Source organism: Oceanirhabdus sp. W0125-5, assembly GCF_027938815.1.
Lineage (GTDB): Bacteria > Bacillota > Clostridia > Clostridiales > Clostridiaceae > Oceanirhabdus.
Window position 1 is genome coordinate 2,087,850 of record NZ_CP115913.1, and the last position, 22,421, is coordinate 2,110,270.

Genomic DNA, 22,421 nt, shown 5'->3' on the forward strand with positions numbered 1-22,421 from the left:
AGGAGATAATATTATGTCGCAATTAGAGAAATTACAATTAAGTTTAAGTGAATGGATTAAGGGTGACCTTATGGATAAAAAGAATGAGATTAAGGGTGAAGGAAGAAAGGTTGCAAAAGGAAAAATTGAAGCTGAAGATTTAAAAATAATAAATAGCTACAAAAATCAGAAAAATATTGAAGAAGTATTAATTGATGAGTTAAGTAGGATTATAGATAAGGTGTCAGATGAAAGCTATGAAATAGTGAATTATATGGTAGAGGATATAAAAGCTGTATATAGTGATAAAAATATAATAGAGGAGATGCCTTTTGAGCTGTGTTATTTTAGCTTGCCTATCGTATTGCAAGCTATGGATGTAACAGAGAAATTAGAAAAATATCTTAAAATATTTGGACTATTTGTTGAGGGATATGATGAGTTTGAATTAATAACAAGTGAAGTGAGAGAAAAAATTCCTGTAACAATATTATCTATTTATCTTATGAATTTAAGAAGAAATAATAGAGATATTTCAAAAAAGGATATAGAAAAGCTTATATTGCTTTATGAGAATGTAGAAGTAGTTAAAAATAAGGTTTGGAATAGCTACTTTAAGGTTAGTATGGAAGAGATGGGGCAATTCTTTGATAAAAGATCAGGTGGTTATGATCAGCATATGAAAAATACTGTTGTAGACTTTGATATTTACTATAAAAAACTTTCAGAGCCAATAAGAGAAACATCTGAAAAAATTTCTATATTAGACTTAGGATGTGGAACAGGGTTAGAGCTTGAAGGGGTATTTGAAAAAGCAATAAAAGCACATATAACTGGAATTGATATGTCAAAAGAGATGATGGATAAACTACTAGAACGCTATAAAAAATATGAGAATCAAATAAACCTTATAGTTGGATCTTATTTAGATGTGCCTTTTGGTGAAGAAAAATATGATTATGCACTATCAAGTATGACCATTCATCACTTTGTGCCTGATGTTAAATTGGAACTTTATAAAAAAATCAGAAGATCAATAAAAAAAGGTGGATGTTATATAGAGGGAGATTATGTGGTAAAAGAAGAAAATGCCAATCGTTACTTAAAAAGATATTATGAGATTATGGAATTATTAGATGAAGATGAAAAGGGATTATATCATATAGATATACCTTTTTCTATGGATACTCAAAAAGAGCTATTTATGAAGGCGGGATTTTCTGAGGTGGAAGTTATATTAAGAAAAGGTGAAACTGCTATATTAGTTGCAAAAGCATAATAAATAATTCAATAGAATTAAGAGGTAGATAAAATAATTATCTGCCTCTTATTTTATTTTTTGTGTAGAAATAGTGTGGGGACAGACTTCATTATAGGTGCATATATTATAGTAGATACATTTTACTAGGAGGATAAAAAGAGTTGAACAAAGTAAATGATGTTGAAAAAGTAAGTAATGATACAAATAATGATCAAAACCCTAACGGATCATATAAACCAATGCAATCATATGAGATTGGACCATTAACACCAAGGCAAGTTAATCAAAAAGCATATAAAATACGCGTAGATGCAGCTGGTTTTCAAAAGAATCTACCATTACCAGATCACCCTAATAATGGGGATGAAGATTTATATCCAAATAGAATTGCTAACTATTCTAAAGCAATGCCTCATAATCACCTTGGAGAAGTTAATCTAGGGGCGTACAATATATGGCTAAAGGCATTAACAACAGGAAATCCTCAAATGTTTGAAGAGATTCCTTTAGGTGGGGTTAGGAAATTTGCTAATCCTCAAGGGTCCTATGCATATGATTTAGAAGGACCAAATTCTCATCATTTAACTATGCCTCCTGCACCTAACTTTGATAGTGCATGGGCGGCAAGTGAGATGGGAGAAGATTATTGGAGGGCATTAACTCGTGACGTACCTTTTGCAGATTATGATACTAATACTCTTATTAGTGAAGCATGCACTGATATGTCACAGTTTTCAGATTATCGAGGACCAAAAGAAAATGGAGAAGTTACTCCAGGAACAATATTTAGAGGGAATTTTGAGGGAGACTTGATAGGACCTTATATTTCACAGTTTTTAGCCAAGGATGTTCCCTTTGGAGCAAAAATACTTGAACAGCAATATCCTACCACATTACCTGGAATAAACTATATGACTTCATATGATGACTGGCTTTATATTCAAAATGGAGGAACTAGCCATCATGGTGATTTTGATCCACAACCACGTTATATTAGAAGCGGTAGAGATTTAGCTGAATGGGTTCATGGAGATTTCACTTATCAAAGTGTTTTAAATGCTTGTCTGATTTTACTAGGATTTGGGAAAGGCGCAGTATGCTATGAAAACCCTTATTTATGCTCTAGAACACAAAATGGTTTTGTTACTTTTGGATCAGCATATATTTTAGATTTAGTTGGAAAATCAGCTAGAATAGCATTAGAAGCTGCTTGGTTCCAAAAATTCTTAGTGCACCGTCGATTACGACCAGAGGAATTTGGTGGACGTGTTCAGAATAATCTGACAGGAGCTACTAATTATCCTATTAATCCAGAGTTGCTAAATTGTTGTGCTGTTACTAAAGTTTTTGAGGAATATGGAACGTACTTGTTACCGATGGCTTATCCAGAGGGATCTCCTACTCATACCTCTTATCCAGCAGGGCATGCTTGTATCGCAGGAGCAGGTGTTACAATGATGAAGGCTTTCTTCAATGAAGATTATATTATACCTGATCCTAAAGTGGCTAGTGCTGATGGATTATCATTGCTTCCATATACAGGAACCCCTCTTACTGTAGGTGGTGAACTAAACAAACTTGGTTCTAACCTTTCACTTGGAAGGGATACTGCAGGGGTTCACTATCGCTCAGATGGAATAGAGGGACTTAAATTAGGAGAAGCTGTAGCAATAGGGATTCTTCATGACTTTAAGAAGACTTATAATGAGAACTTTATGGGGTTCTGTATTACTAAGTTTGACGGAACTACAATTATTATATAATATTTAGGGTCAGACCCTTGGGGTCTGACCCCTCCTTAACTAATTTCCTTTAAAACATGTGTTAACAATTCATCCTTTAAGGACCATTTATATAGATTAGTTTGTTTCAAAATTTTAGGCAGTCTGTGAAGAGCGATATCTTTTGTTGAATAATCTTTAAGTTTAGAAGTAACTAATTTCTCGAATGTATCGTAATCATAAATAGCGTATCTATCGATGTTAAGTTTTTCTGCAACAAATTCATATAGATTCAGTATCATTGTTGAATAGTCATCATTATAACATGATCCTAACATCTCTCCAACTTTTGGGAGTATCTTTTCAAATAACATTCTTCTATGTGGGATTCCCTCAATTCCAAAGAGTTTTCCTAATTTCATAATTAAACTTTCAGGAAGTGATAATAATTTATTAAGTACATCATCTTCTTTAGGTAAGTGAGTAATATAATATTTTTTACCAGCTAGATTTTTAAAGATTTTAAGAGTGTCATAATAACCCATTTCAATGTTTCTTCTAGATGTTTCTCTATTAAACTCTAATGTTCTTCCTAAAGGTTCAGATGGAGTAATATAGGTTATTTCTAAATCATCTTTCTTTACATTTCTTTTTAAACCTAATGCACCAAGATCCACAGCTATAATTTTTTTATATCCTTTTGATGACATTAATTTTAATGGAAGGTTATCATGAAAGGCACCATCAATATATTTTTTACCATCAATTTTTTCAGATTTAAATACAGGTAAATTTGAAGAGGCAAGTAGATAATCATGTAACTTACCCTCAGGTATTTCATCTATAAATACTTCCACTGGTTTCATATCTGAAAGAGAAACAGTAACTATTCCAAAGTCAATTTCAGAATTTCTTAATTTTTCTTCATTAACCTTTTCTTTTAATAATTCCCTAAGTGGATCGATATTTAAACCACCTTCTTCTAAAACATTACTCATATATTTTACAATTGAATTAAATGACTTAATATCTATTTTTCTATTTGATATTTTTTCAATGACCAATTCATTTCCTTTAATTACAGAGGAGGGTCTCATATTATACCATAAATCATAAGCTTCGTCATAAGCATCCAAAGCTATAAAGGAACCATTTAAAGCTCCAATTGATGTGCCTGTTACAGCTCCTATTTCAACATCTAATTCTTTTAAGGCTTTCCAAACACCAAGTTGATAGCTGCCTCTTGTACCACCACCAGCTAACACTAAACCATATAATTCATTTGTCATTACTTGTACACCTCGTATTATATATTTTTATCAATAAAATATCGTAAATTTCAGTACTCAAATATAAGTTAATACTATATTATTTTTTAGTACTTTTCAATTTTTATTATTGGAATATTTGATGTACTAAAGAGAATTAAAAAATATTAAGAATAATATTTTAGGAGAAGAAGTAGAGTAATCCCATTGGAGTTTGTGGTAAAATATAAAATATGTAACAATAAATAAAAATAAATACTTAATTTAACAATTTGGAAACAAGTTAAGATTATTTGGAAAAAACTTTAAGATAAAATAATATTTAAGATAAAATAATATTTAAGGAGGGATTCATATGATGAAAAAAGGAATGGTATTATTTTTAGCAAGTATTGCAGTGGTATTTCAGCTAACAGGTTGTGGAAAGGGAAAAGTTGAAAAGATTGTATTACAGAAAGATGTACAAGAAACAAGTAATCTTCTTGAGATTTCAGGTGTGGAAAAAATTGATTTGAAGTTAAATGATAAAGAGGTTTTTTATCCAGGATTTTATTTCAATGGAGAATTATATGGATATATAGGCTTTGGTTTAGGGAACCTTGATAATAAAGAGCCTAAAGAAGGTTATTTAAAAGATGGGTATACAAGAGATAAATTATTTAAAATAGATCAAGAAAATAAATTGAAGGAAACTTCAAAGGTAATGCTCAATAATAGATATACATATAACAAATCTTATGATTTTAATGATGGATTAGTTAGAGAGATAGATTATACTAAGGAGGATGTGCCTAGAGAGAGTGAAGATATATCTAATACATTAAAAAAATACAATATTGATAAAATTGATTATATACTACCAGCATTAATTGATGACAAAGAATATATTTATTTATTCAATTTTAGTAATAGCAAGATAAATCAATATTTACTTGATGTTATGGAAGATAAACTTTATGAATTTAAAATAAATGATAGGTTAATAGACTTAATTTATGTAGAGGCACTTAAAAGTTTTATATGGGTAGATAAAGATTTTACGTGCTATAAGTTAGTTTTTAATGAAAACTATATTGAGTTAGAGGAATATATTGATTTGAAGGAATATATGAGTTATAGAAAAAATGATGATTTAAAGAACGTTAGTATAGGAGCTTTGAATGAAAATGAAATATTAATTATTGAAATGGGATATTTAAGAGATGATGGCTATTTTAGTTATCACCCACTTTATGAGACGCTTTCTATAAGTAAATTTAATTTTAAGACAAATCAATTTAAGGAATTACTTAAATCATCAGGTGATAGACACATAAGTAGCATATCAATGTCAAAAGATATATTGGTATTTGATGAATTTGAAAAAGAAAGTGGATATATAAGCCCTAAAACAAGATATTTTAAAACCATAGATGGCGATGAATTGAAAACTATTTACAAAGAATCCATCGAGGATGAAGGAAAAACATTATCTCCATTTATTAGGACATTAATAAGTGAGGATAAAAAAGAAATATTTTTACTGAAGCAGGTCACAGACATGGCGGATGGAGTGGAAACTACAATGGATGTTATCTACAAGAAATATACTTTTAAATAAACATTGATTGTTATGATGTTAGGGGAAAAGATTATGAAGAAGATACTTATTGTTGAAGATGAATATTCAATTAATGATATTCTCACATTGGCTTTGAATAGTGAAGGATACAAAGTTAAAAGTGTGTTTGATGGAAAAAGTGCACTATATGAAGTAGAAAATTTTAAGCCTGATTTAGTATTACTTGATGTTATGCTGCCAGATATTGATGGGTTTGAAATATGTAAAAAAATCTCTAAGGATTTCTTGGTTATTATGATTACAGCTAAAGATAGTATTTTTGACAAGGTTGTTGGATTGGAAATTGGTGCAGATGATTATATAACAAAACCTTTTGAAATTAAAGAGGTTATGGTTAGGATAAAGGCTTTATTTAGAAGATTAGAAAAAGAGAATCCCTCTAGGGTAAATAAATTAGAAAAACTAGATGATGAAATTACGGTAGATGTAATTGGTGAAAGAGTATATAAAAAGGGAAAAGAAGTTCAATTAAAAAGAAAAGAAGGGGCTTTATTCTTTTATTTGTATTCTAATAGAAATAGAGTTTTTTCCCGTGAAGAGCTCTTAAACAAAGTGTGGGGATATGATTATTATGGAGGAACACGAACAGTAGATGTACATGTTAGAAGAATAAGAGCAAAGCTTGGTTTGTCTGGGAACTCTCATATAGAAACAGTTTTTGGAATAGGATATGTGATGAGATAATGTTTAAATTTAAAACTTTAAGAGGCAAAATTATTTTAGGAGTTCTGTTCATTTCCATAGTGGTAGTAAGTCTTATTAATATAACAGTATGGAGAGTTTTTCAAGATAATTTTAAAAAGTCGATTATCAATGATATGATGGCAATTAAACATATAACCAGATTAGAGATATCCAGAAATTATAATTTAGAATCAACAATGAGTAGTAATAAAGGAAAGGTATTATCAATACTCAATGATATTAACAATCAATATGATATATATATATCAATAGATAATAATAGTGAGCAAAATATTGCTTTTACAGGTGTTTTATTGGATGAAAGGGATAAAATAAATATTCTCATTGAGAGCAATGAAAAACAATCTCTTTTATATCTAAACTCTGAAGGTGGTAAGTTTTATGTGAGTTACTCATATCCTATGTATGATGAGGGTAAGTATATAGGAACATTGGTACTGCAAAAATCATATTTAGAATTATATAATGATTATAAATTATTGCTGCTAAAGATTATACTTATTCAATGTATATTATTTTTACTAATGATTTTAATAATTAATATATGGTTAAAGAAAACAACCGTATCTCTTAAGATTTTAGCTAAAGGAATAAGTGATGTTGGAGATGGAGATTTTACTAATAGATTAGAGGTAAAAGGAAAAGATGAGGTGGCAATTTTAGTTCACCATTTCAATAGTATGCAGGAGAGAATACTATCTCAAATTCAACATTTAAAAAAAGAAAAGAAAAGGGTGGAGGAATTAGAAAAGTCTACGAAGAAATTTTTTAATTGTGCTACACATGAAATGAGAACGCCACTTACAGCTATATCAGGATATACACAGTTATTACAGCAAAATACCCTTAACGAACAACAAGTTCAACGGTCATATAAGAGGTTGTCCATAGAAGGGAAAAGATTAAGCAATATGGTAGAAAATATGCTAGTTCTTGCTAAAGGAAAAGAAAAAATCATTCACGAACCAGAATATTTTGATGTGAAAAATCTATTGATAGATGTTATAGAAGGATTTGAATTTATTTCAGAGAAAAGAAAAATTAATTTTAAGGTAAATGAAAGGTCGGCGATGGTTTTTGCTGCAGAAGAAGATATAAGAAAGGTATTTATTAATCTTATAGATAATGGGGTAAAGTATAGCAAGGATGATAAAATAAATGTAAAATGTGAATATAATGATAAGGCAATTATAACAATAGAAAATAAATGTGGGGAAATTCCATCTAATATTAAAGATAATCTATTTGAGCCTTTCACTAAGTATAATTATGGTGATAATACTCAAGTAAGTTCGGGATTAGGTTTGGTGATTTGTAGAGAATTAGTAAATAAGAATAATGGAAAAATTAATTATGAATTTCATGAAGGAAATATATCTTTTAAAGTTGAACTTTATAGATAAACCCGTATGATATGAGTTCTATGGTCATAAGTTTGGACAGGGAGGCTTTTTTAGACTTCCTGTCTTTAACTATATGAAAAACATAAAAGGGAGTGAATATATGAAGATTGTAGTGGCACCAGATTCTTTTAAAGGAAGTTTAACAGCTAAAGAAGCTTGTGAATACATAGAAAAAGGAATAAAAAAGGTTTTTATAGATGCTGAAATAATTAAAGTACCAATGGCTGATGGGGGAGAAGGAACTGTACAATCTTTAGTAGATTGTACTTCTGGTGAATTAATTTCAGTGAAAGTAAAAGATCCCCTATTTAGAGATATTGATGCTTTCTATGGTATTTTAGGAGATAGAAAAACAGCTGTTATTGAAATGGCAGCAGCTTCAGGATTACCACTTTTAAAAAAAGAAGAAAGAAATCCAATGAAAACTTCTACCTATGGCACAGGAGAATTAATTAAAGATGCATTAGATAGAGGGTGTAGAAATATTATTATAGGAATTGGAGGAAGTGCTACTAATGATGGTGGAGCTGGTATGGTTAAAGCTCTAGGTGGTAAGCTTCTTGATAAGGATGGAAATGATATAGGAGTTGGAGGAGAGGGTTTAGAAAAATTAGATAAGATTGATCTTTCTCAAATAGATAGAAGAATTAAAGAGTGCAAGATTATTGCTGCTTGTGATGTGGACAATCCTCTTTGTGGACTTAAGGGAGCATCTTATGTTTTTGCACCTCAAAAGGGTGCCAATGAGGAAATGGTAGAAAAATTAGATAAAAATTTATTTAATTTTGCAGAAGTTATAAAAGAAAATATGTCTATTGATATTAAAGACCATCCAGGTGCAGGTGCAGCTGGTGGACTAGGAGCAGGATTAATGGCATTTTTAAATGCAGAACTTAGAAGTGGAATTAATATTGTAACTGAGACAGTGAAATTAGAAGATAAAATAAAAGGCGCAGACTTTGTAATAACTGGAGAGGGGATGATTGATTTTCAGACTCAATTTGGTAAGACGCCTTTTGGAGTAGCTACTCTAGCTAAAAAATATGGAATACCTGTAATTGCAATAGCAGGAAGTATAGGTAAAGGTTCTGAGATTCTTTATGAAAAAGGCTTTGATGGTATATTCTCAATTTCAGAAAAACCCATGACCTTAGAAGAGTCTATGAGTGAGAGTAGAGAATTAATTGAGAGAACTGCAGAAAGGGTTATGAGGGTATTAAAAATTAAATTTAATAGATATAGGAGATGAGTAAATGAACCAAGACTTTTATAAGAGTTTACCGAAAAAACGTATGGCATCAGGAGCAATTTTTTATAATGAAAAAATGGAAGTATTAGTAGTAAAACCTACATATAAAGAAGGCTGGAGTATTCCCGGTGGAGTTATTGAATTAAATGAATCACCTGCTGAAGGATGTAGAAGAGAAGTTTTAGAGGAACTTTCTCTTGATATTAAGCTTAAAGAATTACTTGTAGTAGATTATTTTCATGGCACTGAGACTTATACAGAGTCATTACAATTTATTTTTTATGGAGGAATTTTAAATACTTCATCTATTAATGAAATAAAATTACCACCAGAGGAATTAGAGAAGTACAAATTTATAAATGTAGAGATAATAGAGGAGTATTTAAGTGGTAGATTACTAAGAAGAGTTAAACAAGCAATTAAAGCATTAGATGAGAAGAAAACTTTCTATTTGGAAAATCAGGAGAGGTTCATAGAAGTATAATTGAGTTTGGTAAGAATAATAAAATATAGCTTCTGACCTTAATCAGAAGCTATATTTTAGTATACATTATAAATTCTCAATTATGCATTTGTTTTACTTAACAGTGCCTCTTTTAATCAACTCTGTTTTAAAACTGATAACTTTTTCAGGTATATCATTTTCATTGATTACATCAATTAATAACTTGCAAGATTCTCTACCTATATCATATATAGGTTGACCAACAGTAGTAAGTTCAGGTTCTACTATTTGTGAAAGGTGAATGTTATCAAAGCCAATTATACTAACATCTTCAGGAATTTTATATCCGTGTCTTGTTAAAACTTTTATTCCACCTAAGGCCATAACATCATTACTATAGAAAATTGCATCAAAATCTTTGAGATTTTTTAATATCTCTTCTGTTGCATTTCTTCCACCTTCAATGGTGAAATCACTTTCAAAGATTAAAGATTTATCATATATTCCATGGTTTTTCATAGCTTCAGTATATCCATCTAATCTTAAATTTGATATTTCTAAATCAGATGAACCTGAAACGAAGACTATTTTTCTCTTGTTTTCTTTATATAAATAATCAACACCATCGATTATGCCTTCTTTATTTAAAGTATATACCCCGTAGTTATTTTCATAACCTTCAACATATCTGTCAACAAGTACAAAAGGGACACCATTGGCATTAAGAATGTCTATGCTTTTAGTACTTTTTCCTCCAGCAATAAAGATTACCCCATCAACAAGTTTACTTATTAATAGTTGAATATATTTTTCTTCTTTATCTATTTCATTATCTGAATTGCAGAATATAACATTATATTCATAAGCATTTGCAGCATCTTCAATAGCACGCGCTATTTCAGAGAAAAAAGGATTCGTTATGTCTGGTACCATTATACCTATAGTTCCAGATTTTTTTGTACTTAAACTTCTTGCAATGGAATTTGGAATATAATTTAGCTCTTGAGCTATTTTAAATATTTTCTCTTTAGTTGCACTGCTTATGTTGCTACCTTTATTATTTATTACCATTGAGACAGTTGTCTTTGAAACACCTGCCTTATTGGCTATATCCTGCATTGTTGCTTTTCTCATGCTTTCCTCCAAGTTAAACTAATAATGTATAAAGATCTTACTTGTTATTATTATAACAAATTATATAAAGAGTAATCCAGTAAAACTAGATTACTCTTTATATGTTGGGTAATGTATATAAAATACAGGGGATTACTTTTTAATAAGCTTTAGATCAACAGGAATTGATTCTTCAATAGTTTCACCTTTAATTAGTTTAACAGCATTTTCTACAGCAAGTGATCCCATTAAATCAGGTTGTTGAGCAACTGTAGCTGCCATTGTTCCGTCTTCAACAGCTTTAACAGCATCGTCAGTTCCGTCGAATCCAATAACTACTACATCTTTGTTAGCAGTTGATATTGCTTGAATAGCGCCTAAAGCCATTTCATCATTGTGGGCAAATACTCCGTTAAAGTCTGGGTTTGCTTGAATTATGTTTTCCATTACGTTTAATCCTTTTTGTCTATCAAAATCAGCAGGTTGACTAGCAACAACTTCTACACCATCTTTACCATCTACAACACTATGGAAACCAGCTCCTCTTTCTCTTGTAGCTGATGCTCCAGGGATACCTTGAAGTTCAACTAATTTACCTTTTCCACCTAATAACTCTAACATATATTCAGCAGCTAATTTACCACCAGCAGTATTGTCAGAAGCTATATGAGATACTACTTCACCAGAGTTTGCTCCTCTATCTACTGTTATAACTGGAATATTACTATCATTTGCAACCATTATTGAGTTACCAACAGCATCACTATCAGTTGGGTTAATCATTAGCACTGATACACCTTGTTGAACTAAGTCTTCAACATTTGCTCTTTCTGTAGTTGCGTCATCTTTTGAGTCAAGAACTACTAATTCATATCCTAATTCGTCAGCTTTTTTCTGAGCACCTTCTTTCATACTTACAAAGAAAGGATTGTTTAAAGTAGAAAGAACCATTCCGATTTTTTTAGTTTCTTTAGCTCCTTCATTAGCTCCTTCTTTGTTTTCAGTTGGCGCACATCCTGCAAATAACCCCACAGCAAGAACCATAGAAAGTGCTAAACTTGAAAGTTTTTTAATTGTTTTCATGTGTAATTCACTCCTTATTTTAATTTATGTTATTTTTTATTGTTTCTCTTATCAAGTAATACTGCAATTAAGATAACTGCACCTTTTACTATTGATTGATAAAACGGGTTAACATTCATAAGGTTTAGTCCATTATTTAAAACTCCGATTATTAATGCACCTATTACAGTACCTGTTATAGAACCTTCTCCACCAGATAGACTAGTACCACCAATTACTACAGCAGCAATAGCATCAAGTTCATAACCAGAACCAGCTGTAGGTCCAGCAGAACCAATTCTACTTGTAACTATTATTCCACTTAAAGCTGCCATCATACCTGAAATTACATATACTATTGATTTAATTTTATCTGTGTTAATACCTGAAAGTCTTGCTGAATCTTCATTTCCACCTAAAGCATACACATATCTTCCGTATTTTGTTTGAGTTAATACATACCATGCACCTAAAAAGGCTATTAAAGTTATGATTATAGGAAGGGGAATCCCTAAAAATCTTTTGTTACCAACAACCATAAAGGCTTTTCCTAATCCTGATATTGGGATACCATTTGTAAAGACGTAAGTTACCCCTCTAAAGATTGTCATTGTTGCAAGAGTTGCAATGAAAGCTTGTAATTTTCCTTTTGATATTATGATTCCATTAATTGCTCCAATACATGCACCGATAATTAAAGCTGCAATTATTGATATAAATACATTTCCTGTACTTTTCATTAGGAATGCAGCTGAAGCACCTGAAATTGCTAGAATGGAACCTACAGATAGGTCTATTCCACCTGTTAATATTACAAAGGTCATACCAACTGCTATAATTGCATTAACTGATACCTGAGTTAATACGTTTCTAATATTACTTACAGTTAAAAATCTTGGGTTTATGAAAGTTATGACAATACAAAGCAAGACTAAGCCTATTAAGGATTTATATTTAGATAACATTTCTTTATAGTTGACTTTCATTTTTATTCCTCCTTTAATGATCTGCATTAACAGCATATTTCATAATAAGCTCTTGAGTTGCATCTTTTCTAGGTACTTCACCAGTAAGTTTTCCTTCACTCATAACTAAAATTCTATCGCTTATACCCAGTACTTCTTCTAAATCTGAAGAAATCATTATTATTGCTGTTCCTGCTTTTTTTAGTTCATTTAAGATTTCATATATTTCTTTTTTTGCACCAACATCGATACCTCTTGTAGGTTCATCTATAATAAGAACCTTTGGAGATAACATAATTAATTTTGCAAGTATAACTTTTTGTTGATTACCACCACTTAGGTTTTTAATCAATTGTTCTCCACTTGGTGTTTTTACAGATAGCTTTTTAGAGAACATATCATAATCTTCAGATTCTAATTTTTTATCAAGTTTCTTAGTTAAATTGTTTTCATATTTATCTAAGTTAGAAAGGGTCATGTTTTGCTTTACTGACATATTCAGTATTAAACCTTCTCCTTTTCTATCCTCAGAGAGATATGCAATTCCCTTATTTAATGCCTGTTCAGGGGAGGAAATATCAACTAATTGATTTTCAATATATACATTACCTGAACTCTTTTTATATTCACCAAATATAATTTTAGCTACTTCAGTTCTACCAGAACCCATAAGACCTGACATTCCAACAATTTCTCCAGCATTTACTTTTAAAGAAACATTTTTAACTCTTTCTTTAAAAGATACATTATCAACTCTTAAAATTTCTTTACCAACTTGAGGTTCAATATAAGGATATTGTTCCTCAAGATCTCTTCCAACCATCATAGATATTAGTTTATTTCTATCTATGTTGCTTACATTATCTTCTCCAACGTAGCTTCCATCTCTTAATACTGTTACTTTGTCACACATTGTGAAGATTTCTTCTAGTCTATGAGAAATATAAATTATTGCAATGTTTTGAGATTTTAATCTTTCAATTACTTCAAATAGTTTATTAACTTCTACATCTGTTAGTGCAGTTGTAGGCTCATCCATGATTATAAGTTTAGCCTTTTTAGAAATTGATTTAACAATCTCTACCATCTGTCTTTCTCCAACAGTTAAGTTTCTTACTTCTGTTTCAGGATCAATATCTGACCCGATTTCTTTAAGTAATTCTCTAGTTTCATCTATCATTTCTTTTTTGTTTAATCTTCTTGATAGAGAATTATATCTTTCACTACCTAGAAAGATATTTTCCCAAACTTTCAAGTTTGGAAGAACACTTAGTTCTTGATGGATTATTGATACGCCATTATTTTGTGCATCTTTAATATTTTTAAATTCCACATTATAGCCATCAATTAGAATAACACCCATATCTCTTTTATAAACACCACTTAATATTTTCATAAGTGTTGATTTTCCAGCTCCATTTTCACCTAGAAGAGCCATAACCTCACCAGAGTATGCTCTTAAATCAACCCCTTTAAGAGCTTTTACACCAGGGAATGACTTTACTATATTTTTCATCTCTAAAACTAAATGGGATTTATTTTTGTTCATTATCTTCCCTCCTAAAATACAACTCCTGATTTCAAAATAATATTTGCATATGGAGTTTGCTCACCAGTTCTGATAACTGCTTTACAAGCTTTTAGCTTATCTTTAAGTTCTTCATGAGAAATCAATGTTATTTTTACATCGCCAATTTCTTTCTTTATTTCTTCAAATATATCCTTGCTAACTTCAGTGGTTTCAGTTGCTATATAAACTTCTTCAATTTGAAGTTCAAGTAAAATTGCTTTTAATGTATCAATAAATCTCGGTAAATCTTTGATTAATGCAAGGTCAATTCTTTGTGTCTCATCTGGAATTGGAAGACCACAATCGCCTATCGCAAGGGTATCATTATGTCCCATTGTAGAAATTACATGTGATATATGATGATTTAATATTCCTATTTTTTTCATGATTATTCCTCCCCGTATTTATTAACTACTTCTTCTAAAGTTGGAAGTGAGATTTGAGCACCTTTTTTAGTAACCGCTATTGAAGAAACTTTATTACCAAAATTGATTGCTTTTTTCAGTACTTCATAGTCTACTTTTGGGGCTTTGCTTAATTTGCTTGAGACAGCCCCTATAAATGAATCTCCTGCGGCAGTTGTATCAACAGCTGCTACTTTATAGGCAGGAATTAAATCAGCTTGTTCTTTAGTTATTAAAGCAGCTCCTTTTTCTCCTAAAGTTATGATTACGTAATTTACACCTTTATCTATAAATTTAGTAGCTGCGATTTTTGCACTTTCTAAATCCTTAACTTCCACATCAGTAAGCTCAAGAGCTTCAGTTTCGTTTGGAACAATTATGTCTGTTACATTTAAGAGCTCATCTGGAACTGAAGTAGCAGGAGCAGGATTTAAAATCGTAATAATTCCATTCTCTTTTGCTATTTTAAATGTTTCGATTGTTGTTTCTATTGGTGTTTCAAATTGTGAGATAACTATATTACAATTTTTAATAATTTCTTCTGCTTCTTTTATCTGTTCATTGTTTATAGTCATATTAGCACCTGAGATTACAGAAATCATATTATCGGCATTCTCATCAACAGTTATGATAGCTAGTCCAGTAGGATTAAATTTGTCTTTAAATACATAATCAGTGTTAATACCGTCTTTCTTTAAACAATCAAGTAATATTTCACCATTATCATCTTCACCGATTTGTGCGATCATATAAACATTGCTTCCTAGACGTTGAGCTGCAACAGCTTGGTTTGCACCTTTTCCACCAGGGATTTTTTCCATATTGTTAACTAGAAGAGTTTCACCCTTCTTAGGTAAATTCTTTACGTTTAATACCATATCCATATTCATGCTGCCTAAGACGCAGATTTTATTCACTTTAGTTACCTCCTATAGTTTATTGAAATTAAATAAGTTAACCGATTTACTAAACCGGTTTAGTGAACCGGTTAAATAGATTATAGCATTCTAAATATTTAGTGTCAATTAGATAAAATAGGCTATTTTTCGACAATAATCCGACGTTATCTCTGAATTGCTTGAAAATTTACATTATTACATGGATTTTTAACATTAGTACATTAATTTTTAACATTTATAATATTTTTCTCAATAAACATTTTTTTCATTCATATATGAAATTTAGTATCTAACTGCTTTAGTTGTATTTAATATGCACGGATAATGTCTAATGTTGCGATATTTTCTTGGAGGAATTGATAATTAATTGGAGAATATTTTTAATTATAAGATTTTTTGTAATAAAAGTGGGTTTATACCTTGCTTATAACATTTTACTTATACTTTGAAAGGAAGATAATGATGATTAATATTAAGGGTAAGGAAAGGAAAAAAATAAAAGAATTTTTTATGATTAATAAAAAGCTTTTTTATAAAATAATTGGACCTTTTTTTATGTTTGTATATATTTTATTACTATTAATGAGACAAGGGATAGGTTATGAAATTCCAGATAGCTTAGGGATTTTATCTATTATTATAATAATTTCAATCTTTATAGGTGAGTTATCCTCTGGGATAATTAGTTTAAGTATCTCTTTAGGTTATCTTTTCTATTCATATTCTATTTCAAATATAAAAATATACTATCACTATAGTAGTTTATTTTATGTTTTAGAGGAAGCTTTTATTTTAGTTGGTGTGGTGCTAATAATTACTCTTATGAAGCACAACATCAAGCTAAAATCACAAGAGGTTCTTGAGAGTGAAAGTAAATTTAGAGAACTATTTAACAACTCAAATGATGTGATTTTTTTACATGGTTTTGCTAGAGATGGAAAGCTAAATTATTTTATGGAAACAAATGATACTGCCTGTAAGTTACTGGGGTATAGTAAGGAAGAATTTAGTTCAATGACACCATTTGATATTGTACCTAGAGAGTTTAAGGACAAGGTTTTATGTATTTTAAAAGAACTTAAAAATGATAGAAGTATAACTTTTGAAATTCCTTTTATAACAAAGGATGGTACAATTTTAAATATGGAAGTAAGTAAACACCTGTTTTATTTAAATGGAGAAAAGGTTATTCTTTCAACTGCAAGAGATATTACTGAGAGGAAAATTAACGAAGAAAAGCTTAGAGAAAGTGAAGAGAGTTATCGTCAGCTTGTAGATTTTTTTCCTGATGCTATTTGTGTACACAAAAATGGTAAGATAATTTTTGGTAATGAGGCTATCTTAAGGCTTTTTGGTGTAAAGAGTGAAGAAGAATATTTAGGTAAATCAGTAATGGATTTTGTAAAAAGAGATTATCATGATATTGTAAATAAGAGAATTGAAGGGGTAAGTACTTCTGGAGGAACAGCTCCAATTATGGAAGAAAAATTTTTAAGGGCTGATGGAAGGGAGATAGATGTTGAGGTTAAAAACACTTCTATACAATATAAAGGTGAAAAAGCTATTCTTGTTGCTGTTAGGGATATAACAGAAAGAAAGCGAGCAGAAGAACTCCAGAAAAAGATTGAAATTAATAATAAGATGTTAGAAGAGGTTAGGAAATACGATAAAATTAAAACAGAGTTTTTTGCTAATATATCACATGAATTAAGAACTCCTTTAAATATTATTCTTGGAACAGTACAAATACTTGATATGTATAAAGATAAAATAATTGATATTGAAGGAGATATAAAGTTTGAAAAACGTCTAAACATAATGAGGCAGAATTCATATAGACTAATAAGGTTAGTGAGCAACCTTATCGATATTACAAAAATTGATGCTGGATATTATGATATTTCACTACAGAATCATAATATTGTTCATATTGTTGAAGAAGTAACATTATCAGTTGCAGATTATATTCAAGATAAAGGTGTAACATTAACCTTCGATACGGAAATTGAAGAAAAAGTTATGAGCTGTGACCCAAATAAAATTGAAAGAATAATATTAAATCTACTTTCTAATTCTGTTAAGTTTACAAATACAGGAGATAGTATAATAGTAAATATTTATGATAAGGGAGATAATATAATCATTTCAGTTAAGGATACTGGGATAGGGATCCCCGAAAGTAAAATGAAGATGATTTTTGAAAGATTTGCTCAGGTAGATAAATCATTGAATAGAAATAGAGAGGGGAGTGGTATTGGTCTCTCTATTGTTAAGGCACTTGTTGAAATGCATGGAGGAAGCATAATCTTAAAAAGTGACTATGGAATAGGAAGTGAATTTATTATTAATTTACCAGTTAAGGTTATAGAAGAAAATTTTGTTCCAGAGTGGGATAGAATAGATGTGCCAGAAGGAATTATTGAATTGATAAATATTGAGTTTTCAGATATATATTCATAAATAAATATTTATTTAAACTTCTTGTGATATACAGGGAGTTTTTTTTTATACATATATCTATTAACATTATAGTGTGAAATAAATAATAGTAAGTAATAAAGACAGGAATTAGAGTTAGGATTCCTGTCTTGGATTTTAAATAAAAGATTTTACTAATTAGTATTGAAATACTTTATATATAAAGTTAAAAATTGTAGAATTCTTCATTAATCCTGAAACTTGCATAGTTTTTCCTTCATGGATTTTAAATTGCTCAGCAGAAGCTTTTAAATTGTATTCTTCTCCAGAACGTGTTACAAGTTTAACTATATAAAGTGGATCATTTGGTCCTGGCTCTACAAGATAATAGATAGGTTGAAGTTTTAAAGTACCTGTTACTGTTACCTTTTTAGCTTTTTCAGAAAGGTCGTTAATTGAATTTACTTGTCCTTGATTTGATGAATTTATAGCTGCAAAAGCAGGTGTTCCTATTAATAATGATGCAGATAAACTAATACCTAATAATTTTTTTAACATTAAATCATCTCCTCTATAAATTATTTACCAATACATACTAACATGTAAAAGATGTAATTTACAATATTTTCGTGAAATATTTAACAAAATTAACAAAAAATTATAAATTTCATTAATGATATTTATTAAATTAATTTATAGGTGATAATATTGATAAAATTGTTAAATGGTAGTATAATCAACAAATATATAGTAAGACAAACGGCGTATACATCATAATATAGAAATTTACAAGGAGATAAACATGGAAAATATAAAGATATATCCAAACAAAGCAAGATTAGTTTTTATAACATTTTTAGGGATTATGATGACAGCAGCATCAGTTTATATTACGTTATTCATTAAAGAAAAGGGGATTACATTTTCTTTGTCAGGTGCTATAGGAGGAATAACTGGATTTGGTATATTACTCTCAATAAGCTATTACAAAACAAGAAAAAGTTCAGATACAGCAAAAGAACTATTTAGCTTATATTATATAAAATATTTTTTAATATTTGTTCTTATAATGGTAAGTGGTTTACTTATAGATGAGAGGATATATTTTTTTATTGTTGGATTAATTGGAACAGCATTCTTCGGACTGTGTACAAGCTACTTTATTTATAGGATAATTAAAAATACACCTTCATTAGAGATGACAGCAAAAGGAATTATTTATAATTCAAGTATGACAAGTGTAGGACAAGTTTCTTGGAATGAAATTAAAGAGGTATTTACTTATGTTGAAATGAACAATAAAATGTTAGCAATTGTTCCTTATGATATGAATGATATAAGAAGCAGACAAGGGAAAATACAAAAATTACTTACTAAAAAGCAAAAATTTATTAGTATAGCACATACCACAGTATCTATGAGTCTAGAAGAACTTGAAGAAGAAATGAAATTAAGAATTTCTCTGATTAATAATTAAGCATAATAAAAGAATGATGATATAAAAGGGAGTCAATTTATAGACTCCCTTTTGATATTAAATTAAGCCTTTTGTTCAATCTTTTCTTGTGACACTTCGGGAGCATCATCAACCTTCTTACCAACTAATTTTATTATGAAGAATGCTGCTATAAATCCTATTATTAATACTAATATAGGGAATACAATTGTCACTACTTTAGATGATGGTAAGAACAATAATGGTATATATCCAACTACTAATGCTATACCAGCGACAGTAAGTGCATAAGGCATTTGAGTCTTAACATGATCTAAATGGTCACAGGCTGAAGACATTGAACTCATAATTGTGGTATCTGAAATAGGTGAACAGTGGTCACCAAATACAGCGCCAGTGAATACAGAACCTATTGTTTCATATAGTAATAATCCAGTGTCACCACCGCTTATTTCAAAAAGTATAGGTACAGCGATAGGCATCATTATTGCTGTTGTACCCCAAGAGGTACCTGTTGAAAATGCTATAATACATGATAGAAGGAATACAGCCATTGGAATTATTCCAGGAGAAACTTTATCAGTTAATATAGCACTTAAATATTTAGCAGTACCTAAGTCTTTACATATAGAACCGATACCCCATGCAAGAACAAGTACCATAATTGCTATAACTAATGATTTAGCACCATCAATCCATGCTTCCATAGTTTCTTTAAAAGTTAAGATTCTTTGAGATAATACAAGTATAAATGCTACAATTGTTCCAGAGAAGGATGCCCACATCATAGCAACAGAAGCATTAGACTTTCCTAATATATTAATCATAACATCGAATTTAAATGGAGTATCTTGTACTTGCTGAATTAGTGCAGTATTGTCTCCACTTAAAATTGCATTACGTCCATTTATGAATAATCCAACTACCACCATTATGATTATTGTTAGTATTGGTAGTATTGCATTTATCATTCTAATAGGTGTACCTTCTTTAACGTAACTATCAGAAGTCTCCCATCTTCTATAAGTGGGAGATGAATGCGTAATCTTAATACTTTTACATGGATAAAAAAGGCGCTTCGCGCTTCGCTATGGAACCCTATGGTTCCCTTCGACGCAACTAACGTTGCTGAGCACCCTCCTTAAACCGGCAGGGGAATACTTCCCCTACAACCCCTTCATTTTTTTATTCTTTAGAAATTGCATTGGTGAATTTTACACAAACGTTCAACTTAATGATATAAGCAACATTTCATGTGATAATTTCCTTATGAAACTTTTCAATTTCCTAAAGAATAAAAAAATATAAATGTGAAATAATAAGAATGAATGTTCTCATGATTCGTTATGATTGTAATGAAAAGTAAAGGTGTTGAAAGTAATGAAAATCAACAAAGCATATAAATTCAGAATGTATCCAAATGAAAATCAAATAGAGATTATTGAAAAATCTTTTGGTTGTTCAAGATATGTATATAATCATTTCTTAAACCAAAGGAATGAAATATATAAAGCTGAAAAAAGATGTATGAAATATACAGAACAACAAAATCAATTACCAAGTATGAAAAAAGAACTTGTGTGGCTTAAAGAAATTGATAGTACATCGCTGCAGATGTCACTAAGAAATCTTGATGCTGCATTCAAAAATTTCTTTGAAGGTAGAGCAGACAGACCAAAATTCAAAAGTAAAAGAGACAACTATAGAGATTCTACCGTGAAATTTGATTTATACATGTATCAAAATATCGATGGTTCTACGATTTTTGTACATGTATAAATCAAGTATTGAACTGAGATATCTATATAAAACATATACAAGTAATTTTGTGAATAACAATATTGAAATAAAAAAAGATAAAATAAAACTGCCTAAATTGAAATATGTTAATGCAAAAATTCATAGATATTTTGAAGGTAGAGTAATAAACGCTACTGTTTCTAAAACATCAAGTGGTAAATATTTTGTATCTATATGTGTTGAAACAAAGATAGAGCCATTAAAAAAAGTATCGGGGAATGTTGGTATAGACTTAGGGTTATGTCATTTTGCAATATTATCAAATGGTGAAAAGATTGAAAATCCGAAGTATCTAAAAAAGTCATTAGATAAATTGGCAAAGGAACAAAGAAAATTAAGTAGTAAAGAAAAAGGCAGTAACAATTGGAATAAGCAAAGAATAAAGGTTGCTAGACTACATGAACGTATATCTAATCAAAGATTAGACTTCATCCATAAGCTATCTAAAAGAATTATAAGCGATAATCAAGTTATAATTCTTGAAGATTTATCAGTTAAAAATATGATGAAGAATGATAAATTAGCTCAAAGTATTTCAGATGTTAGTTGGTATAAATTTGTTACTATTCTAGATTATAAGGCAAAATGGTATGCAAGAAAAATTCATAAAATAAATAGATGGTATCCGTCATCTAAAACATGCAATAATTGTGGTCATGTTTTAGATGAAATGCCACTACATATAAGAGAATGGAAATGTCCTAAATGCGATAGCATTCATGATAGGGATATAAATGCCAGTAGGAATATCTTGAAGCAAGGGTTATTAGAAATTGCCTAAAAAAAATAAGAACCGTAGGTCTTACGGGGATTGCCTGTGGAGAAAGTAGATTGCGAAATCTGTGAAGCAGGAAAAGTTCTTGGATATACCAAGAAGCCCCCACTTCAGCGTGAGTAAGTGGAGGGAGAGTTCACAGAATGAAATTTATCATTTTGGACAAACTAACTTAGTAATCTTGAAAGGGGTGCAAAATAAATGTCTAAAGGAAAAATTGATTTAGATAAAATAGAAGTTAATGTAAAAACCTATTATTACGATAAGACTAAAAAACATCCAAATCAACATGACAAAAAAAAGAAAA

At 30.0% G+C, this 22,421-nt stretch carries 20 protein-coding genes; 11 read left to right on the forward strand and 9 right to left on the reverse strand.

Annotated elements, in window-relative coordinates; genetic code table 11:
• Positions 1–13: 13 nt before the first annotated feature.
• Positions 14–1,258 carry a class I SAM-dependent methyltransferase gene (locus tag OW730_RS09815; RefSeq protein ID WP_271228843.1) on the forward strand — a complete coding sequence of 415 codons (1,245 nt, stop codon included), beginning with the start codon at positions 14–16 and terminating at the stop codon, positions 1,256–1,258.
• Between the two features lie 221 nt (positions 1,259–1,479).
• Entirely contained in the window at positions 1,480–3,003 is a 1,524-nt protein-coding gene (locus OW730_RS09820; protein ID WP_333781283.1) for a vanadium-dependent haloperoxidase, read from the forward strand.
• Positions 3,004–3,038: 35 nt separating this feature from the next.
• Here OW730_RS09820 and OW730_RS09825 read toward each other — a convergent pair whose 3' ends face one another.
• Positions 3,039–4,250 carry a patatin-like phospholipase family protein gene (locus OW730_RS09825; protein WP_271228845.1) on the reverse strand — a complete coding sequence of 404 codons (1,212 nt, stop codon included), beginning with the start codon at positions 4,248–4,250 and terminating at the stop codon, positions 3,039–3,041.
• 334 nt (positions 4,251–4,584) lie between these two features.
• Here OW730_RS09825 and OW730_RS09830 point away from each other — a divergent pair, with 334 nt between their 5' ends.
• The 5 genes from OW730_RS09830 to OW730_RS09850 all read left to right on the forward strand — a co-directional run bounded on the left by OW730_RS09830 (position 4,585) and on the right by OW730_RS09850 (position 9,691).
• Positions 4,585–5,829, forward strand: a complete 1,245-nt coding sequence (locus OW730_RS09830; protein ID WP_271228846.1) for a hypothetical protein — start codon at positions 4,585–4,587, stop codon at positions 5,827–5,829.
• 33 nt (positions 5,830–5,862) lie between these two features.
• On the forward strand, positions 5,863–6,534 hold the full coding sequence (locus OW730_RS09835) for a response regulator transcription factor (RefSeq protein ID WP_271228847.1): 672 nt from the start codon (positions 5,863–5,865) through the stop codon (positions 6,532–6,534).
• The gene (locus tag OW730_RS09840) at positions 6,534–7,958 is read left to right on the forward strand and encodes a HAMP domain-containing sensor histidine kinase (RefSeq protein ID WP_271228848.1); all 1,425 of its coding nucleotides are present in this window, start codon (positions 6,534–6,536) and stop codon (positions 7,956–7,958) included. Before OW730_RS09835 ends, OW730_RS09840 begins: the two co-directional genes overlap by 1 nt.
• A gap of 100 nt (positions 7,959–8,058) precedes the next feature.
• The gene (locus OW730_RS09845; protein ID WP_271228849.1) at positions 8,059–9,207 is read left to right on the forward strand and encodes a glycerate kinase family protein; all 1,149 of its coding nucleotides are present in this window, start codon (positions 8,059–8,061) and stop codon (positions 9,205–9,207) included.
• A 4-nt stretch (positions 9,208–9,211) separates the two neighbouring features.
• Entirely contained in the window at positions 9,212–9,691 is a 480-nt protein-coding gene (locus tag OW730_RS09850) for an NUDIX domain-containing protein (protein ID WP_271228850.1), read from the forward strand.
• 93 nt (positions 9,692–9,784) lie between these two features.
• Here OW730_RS09850 and OW730_RS09855 read toward each other — a convergent pair whose 3' ends face one another.
• The 6 genes from OW730_RS09855 to rbsK all read right to left on the reverse strand — a co-directional run bounded on the left by OW730_RS09855 (position 9,785) and on the right by rbsK (position 15,683).
• Positions 9,785–10,786, reverse strand: coding sequence for a LacI family DNA-binding transcriptional regulator (locus OW730_RS09855; RefSeq protein ID WP_271228851.1), 1,002 nt, complete (start codon positions 10,784–10,786; stop codon positions 9,785–9,787).
• Between the two features lie 132 nt (positions 10,787–10,918).
• Positions 10,919–11,848, reverse strand: a complete 930-nt coding sequence (gene rbsB, locus OW730_RS09860) for a ribose ABC transporter substrate-binding protein RbsB (protein ID WP_271228852.1) — start codon at positions 11,846–11,848, stop codon at positions 10,919–10,921.
• Between the two features lie 29 nt (positions 11,849–11,877).
• Entirely contained in the window at positions 11,878–12,813 is a 936-nt protein-coding gene (rbsC, locus tag OW730_RS09865) for a ribose ABC transporter permease (RefSeq protein WP_271228853.1), read from the reverse strand.
• A gap of 13 nt (positions 12,814–12,826) precedes the next feature.
• On the reverse strand, positions 12,827–14,341 hold the full coding sequence (locus OW730_RS09870) for a sugar ABC transporter ATP-binding protein (RefSeq protein ID WP_271228854.1): 1,515 nt from the start codon (positions 14,339–14,341) through the stop codon (positions 12,827–12,829).
• An 11-nt stretch (positions 14,342–14,352) separates the two neighbouring features.
• Positions 14,353–14,748, reverse strand: a complete 396-nt coding sequence (gene rbsD / locus OW730_RS09875) for a D-ribose pyranase (RefSeq protein WP_271228855.1) — start codon at positions 14,746–14,748, stop codon at positions 14,353–14,355.
• 2 nt (positions 14,749–14,750) lie between these two features.
• Complete coding sequence (gene rbsK, locus OW730_RS09880) at positions 14,751–15,683, reverse strand: ribokinase (protein ID WP_271228856.1); 933 nt, start codon at positions 15,681–15,683, stop codon at positions 14,751–14,753.
• Positions 15,684–16,127: 444 nt separating this feature from the next.
• On the opposite strand from rbsK, the gene OW730_RS09885 reads away from it, so the two are divergent.
• Positions 16,128–18,125, forward strand: a complete 1,998-nt coding sequence (locus tag OW730_RS09885) for a sensor histidine kinase (RefSeq protein ID WP_271228857.1) — start codon at positions 16,128–16,130, stop codon at positions 18,123–18,125.
• Between the two features lie 156 nt (positions 18,126–18,281).
• On the opposite strand, the gene OW730_RS09890 is transcribed toward OW730_RS09885, so the two are convergent.
• Positions 18,282–18,641, reverse strand: a complete 360-nt coding sequence (locus OW730_RS09890) for a hypothetical protein (protein WP_271228858.1) — start codon at positions 18,639–18,641, stop codon at positions 18,282–18,284.
• A 244-nt stretch (positions 18,642–18,885) separates the two neighbouring features.
• Here OW730_RS09890 and OW730_RS09895 point away from each other — a divergent pair, with 244 nt between their 5' ends.
• A complete protein-coding gene (locus tag OW730_RS09895; protein WP_271228859.1) occupies positions 18,886–19,560 on the forward strand; it encodes an STM3941 family protein in 675 nt (224 codons plus the stop codon).
• 62 nt (positions 19,561–19,622) lie between these two features.
• Here the strand turns inward: OW730_RS09895 and OW730_RS09900 are convergent, their stop codons facing one another.
• Entirely contained in the window at positions 19,623–20,510 is an 888-nt protein-coding gene (locus tag OW730_RS09900) for a Na+/H+ antiporter NhaC family protein (RefSeq protein ID WP_271228860.1), read from the reverse strand.
• Positions 20,511–20,919: 409 nt separating this feature from the next.
• On the opposite strand from OW730_RS09900, the gene OW730_RS26840 reads away from it, so the two are divergent.
• Both OW730_RS26840 and OW730_RS09905 read left to right on the forward strand, forming a co-directional pair.
• On the forward strand, positions 20,920–21,318 hold the full coding sequence (locus OW730_RS26840) for a helix-turn-helix domain-containing protein (protein WP_333781269.1): 399 nt from the start codon (positions 20,920–20,922) through the stop codon (positions 21,316–21,318).
• Positions 21,311–22,120 (forward strand): RNA-guided endonuclease TnpB family protein, encoded by an 810-nt coding sequence (locus tag OW730_RS09905; RefSeq protein WP_333781270.1) that lies wholly within the window; start codon positions 21,311–21,313, stop codon positions 22,118–22,120. Before OW730_RS26840 ends, OW730_RS09905 begins: the two co-directional genes overlap by 8 nt.
• The last annotated feature ends 301 nt before the right edge of the window (positions 22,121–22,421 follow it).

Bases quoted from the DNA above. Each gene is read 5' to 3' on its own strand.
- OW730_RS09815 (WP_271228843.1), top strand. From the start codon at position 14: ATGTCGCAATTAGAGAAATTACAATTAAGTTTAAGTGAATGGATTAAG.
- OW730_RS09820 (WP_333781283.1), top strand. From the start codon at position 1,480: ATGCAATCATATGAGATTGGACCATTAACACCAAGGCAAGTTAATCAA.
- OW730_RS09825 (WP_271228845.1), bottom strand. From the start codon at position 4,250: ATGACAAATGAATTATATGGTTTAGTGTTAGCTGGTGGTGGTACAAGA.
- OW730_RS09830 (WP_271228846.1), top strand. From the start codon at position 4,585: ATGATGAAAAAAGGAATGGTATTATTTTTAGCAAGTATTGCAGTGGTA.
- OW730_RS09835 (WP_271228847.1), top strand. From the start codon at position 5,863: ATGAAGAAGATACTTATTGTTGAAGATGAATATTCAATTAATGATATT.
- OW730_RS09840 (WP_271228848.1), top strand. From the start codon at position 6,534: ATGTTTAAATTTAAAACTTTAAGAGGCAAAATTATTTTAGGAGTTCTG.
- OW730_RS09845 (WP_271228849.1), top strand. From the start codon at position 8,059: ATGAAGATTGTAGTGGCACCAGATTCTTTTAAAGGAAGTTTAACAGCT.
- OW730_RS09850 (WP_271228850.1), top strand. From the start codon at position 9,212: ATGAACCAAGACTTTTATAAGAGTTTACCGAAAAAACGTATGGCATCA.
- OW730_RS09855 (WP_271228851.1), bottom strand. From the start codon at position 10,786: ATGAGAAAAGCAACAATGCAGGATATAGCCAATAAGGCAGGTGTTTCA.
- rbsB (WP_271228852.1), bottom strand. From the start codon at position 11,848: ATGAAAACAATTAAAAAACTTTCAAGTTTAGCACTTTCTATGGTTCTT.
- rbsC (WP_271228853.1), bottom strand. From the start codon at position 12,813: ATGAAAGTCAACTATAAAGAAATGTTATCTAAATATAAATCCTTAATA.
- OW730_RS09870 (WP_271228854.1), bottom strand. From the start codon at position 14,341: ATGAACAAAAATAAATCCCATTTAGTTTTAGAGATGAAAAATATAGTA.
- rbsD (WP_271228855.1), bottom strand. From the start codon at position 14,748: ATGAAAAAAATAGGAATATTAAATCATCATATATCACATGTAATTTCT.
- OW730_RS09885 (WP_271228857.1), top strand. From the start codon at position 16,128: ATGATTAATATTAAGGGTAAGGAAAGGAAAAAAATAAAAGAATTTTTT.
- OW730_RS09890 (WP_271228858.1), bottom strand. From the start codon at position 18,641: ATGTTAAAAAAATTATTAGGTATTAGTTTATCTGCATCATTATTAATA.
- OW730_RS09895 (WP_271228859.1), top strand. From the start codon at position 18,886: ATGGAAAATATAAAGATATATCCAAACAAAGCAAGATTAGTTTTTATA.
- OW730_RS09900 (WP_271228860.1), bottom strand. From the start codon at position 20,510: ATGATAAATGCAATACTACCAATACTAACAATAATCATAATGGTGGTA.
- OW730_RS26840 (WP_333781269.1), top strand. From the start codon at position 20,920: ATGAAAATCAACAAAGCATATAAATTCAGAATGTATCCAAATGAAAAT.
- OW730_RS09905 (WP_333781270.1), top strand. From the start codon at position 21,311: ATGTATAAATCAAGTATTGAACTGAGATATCTATATAAAACATATACA.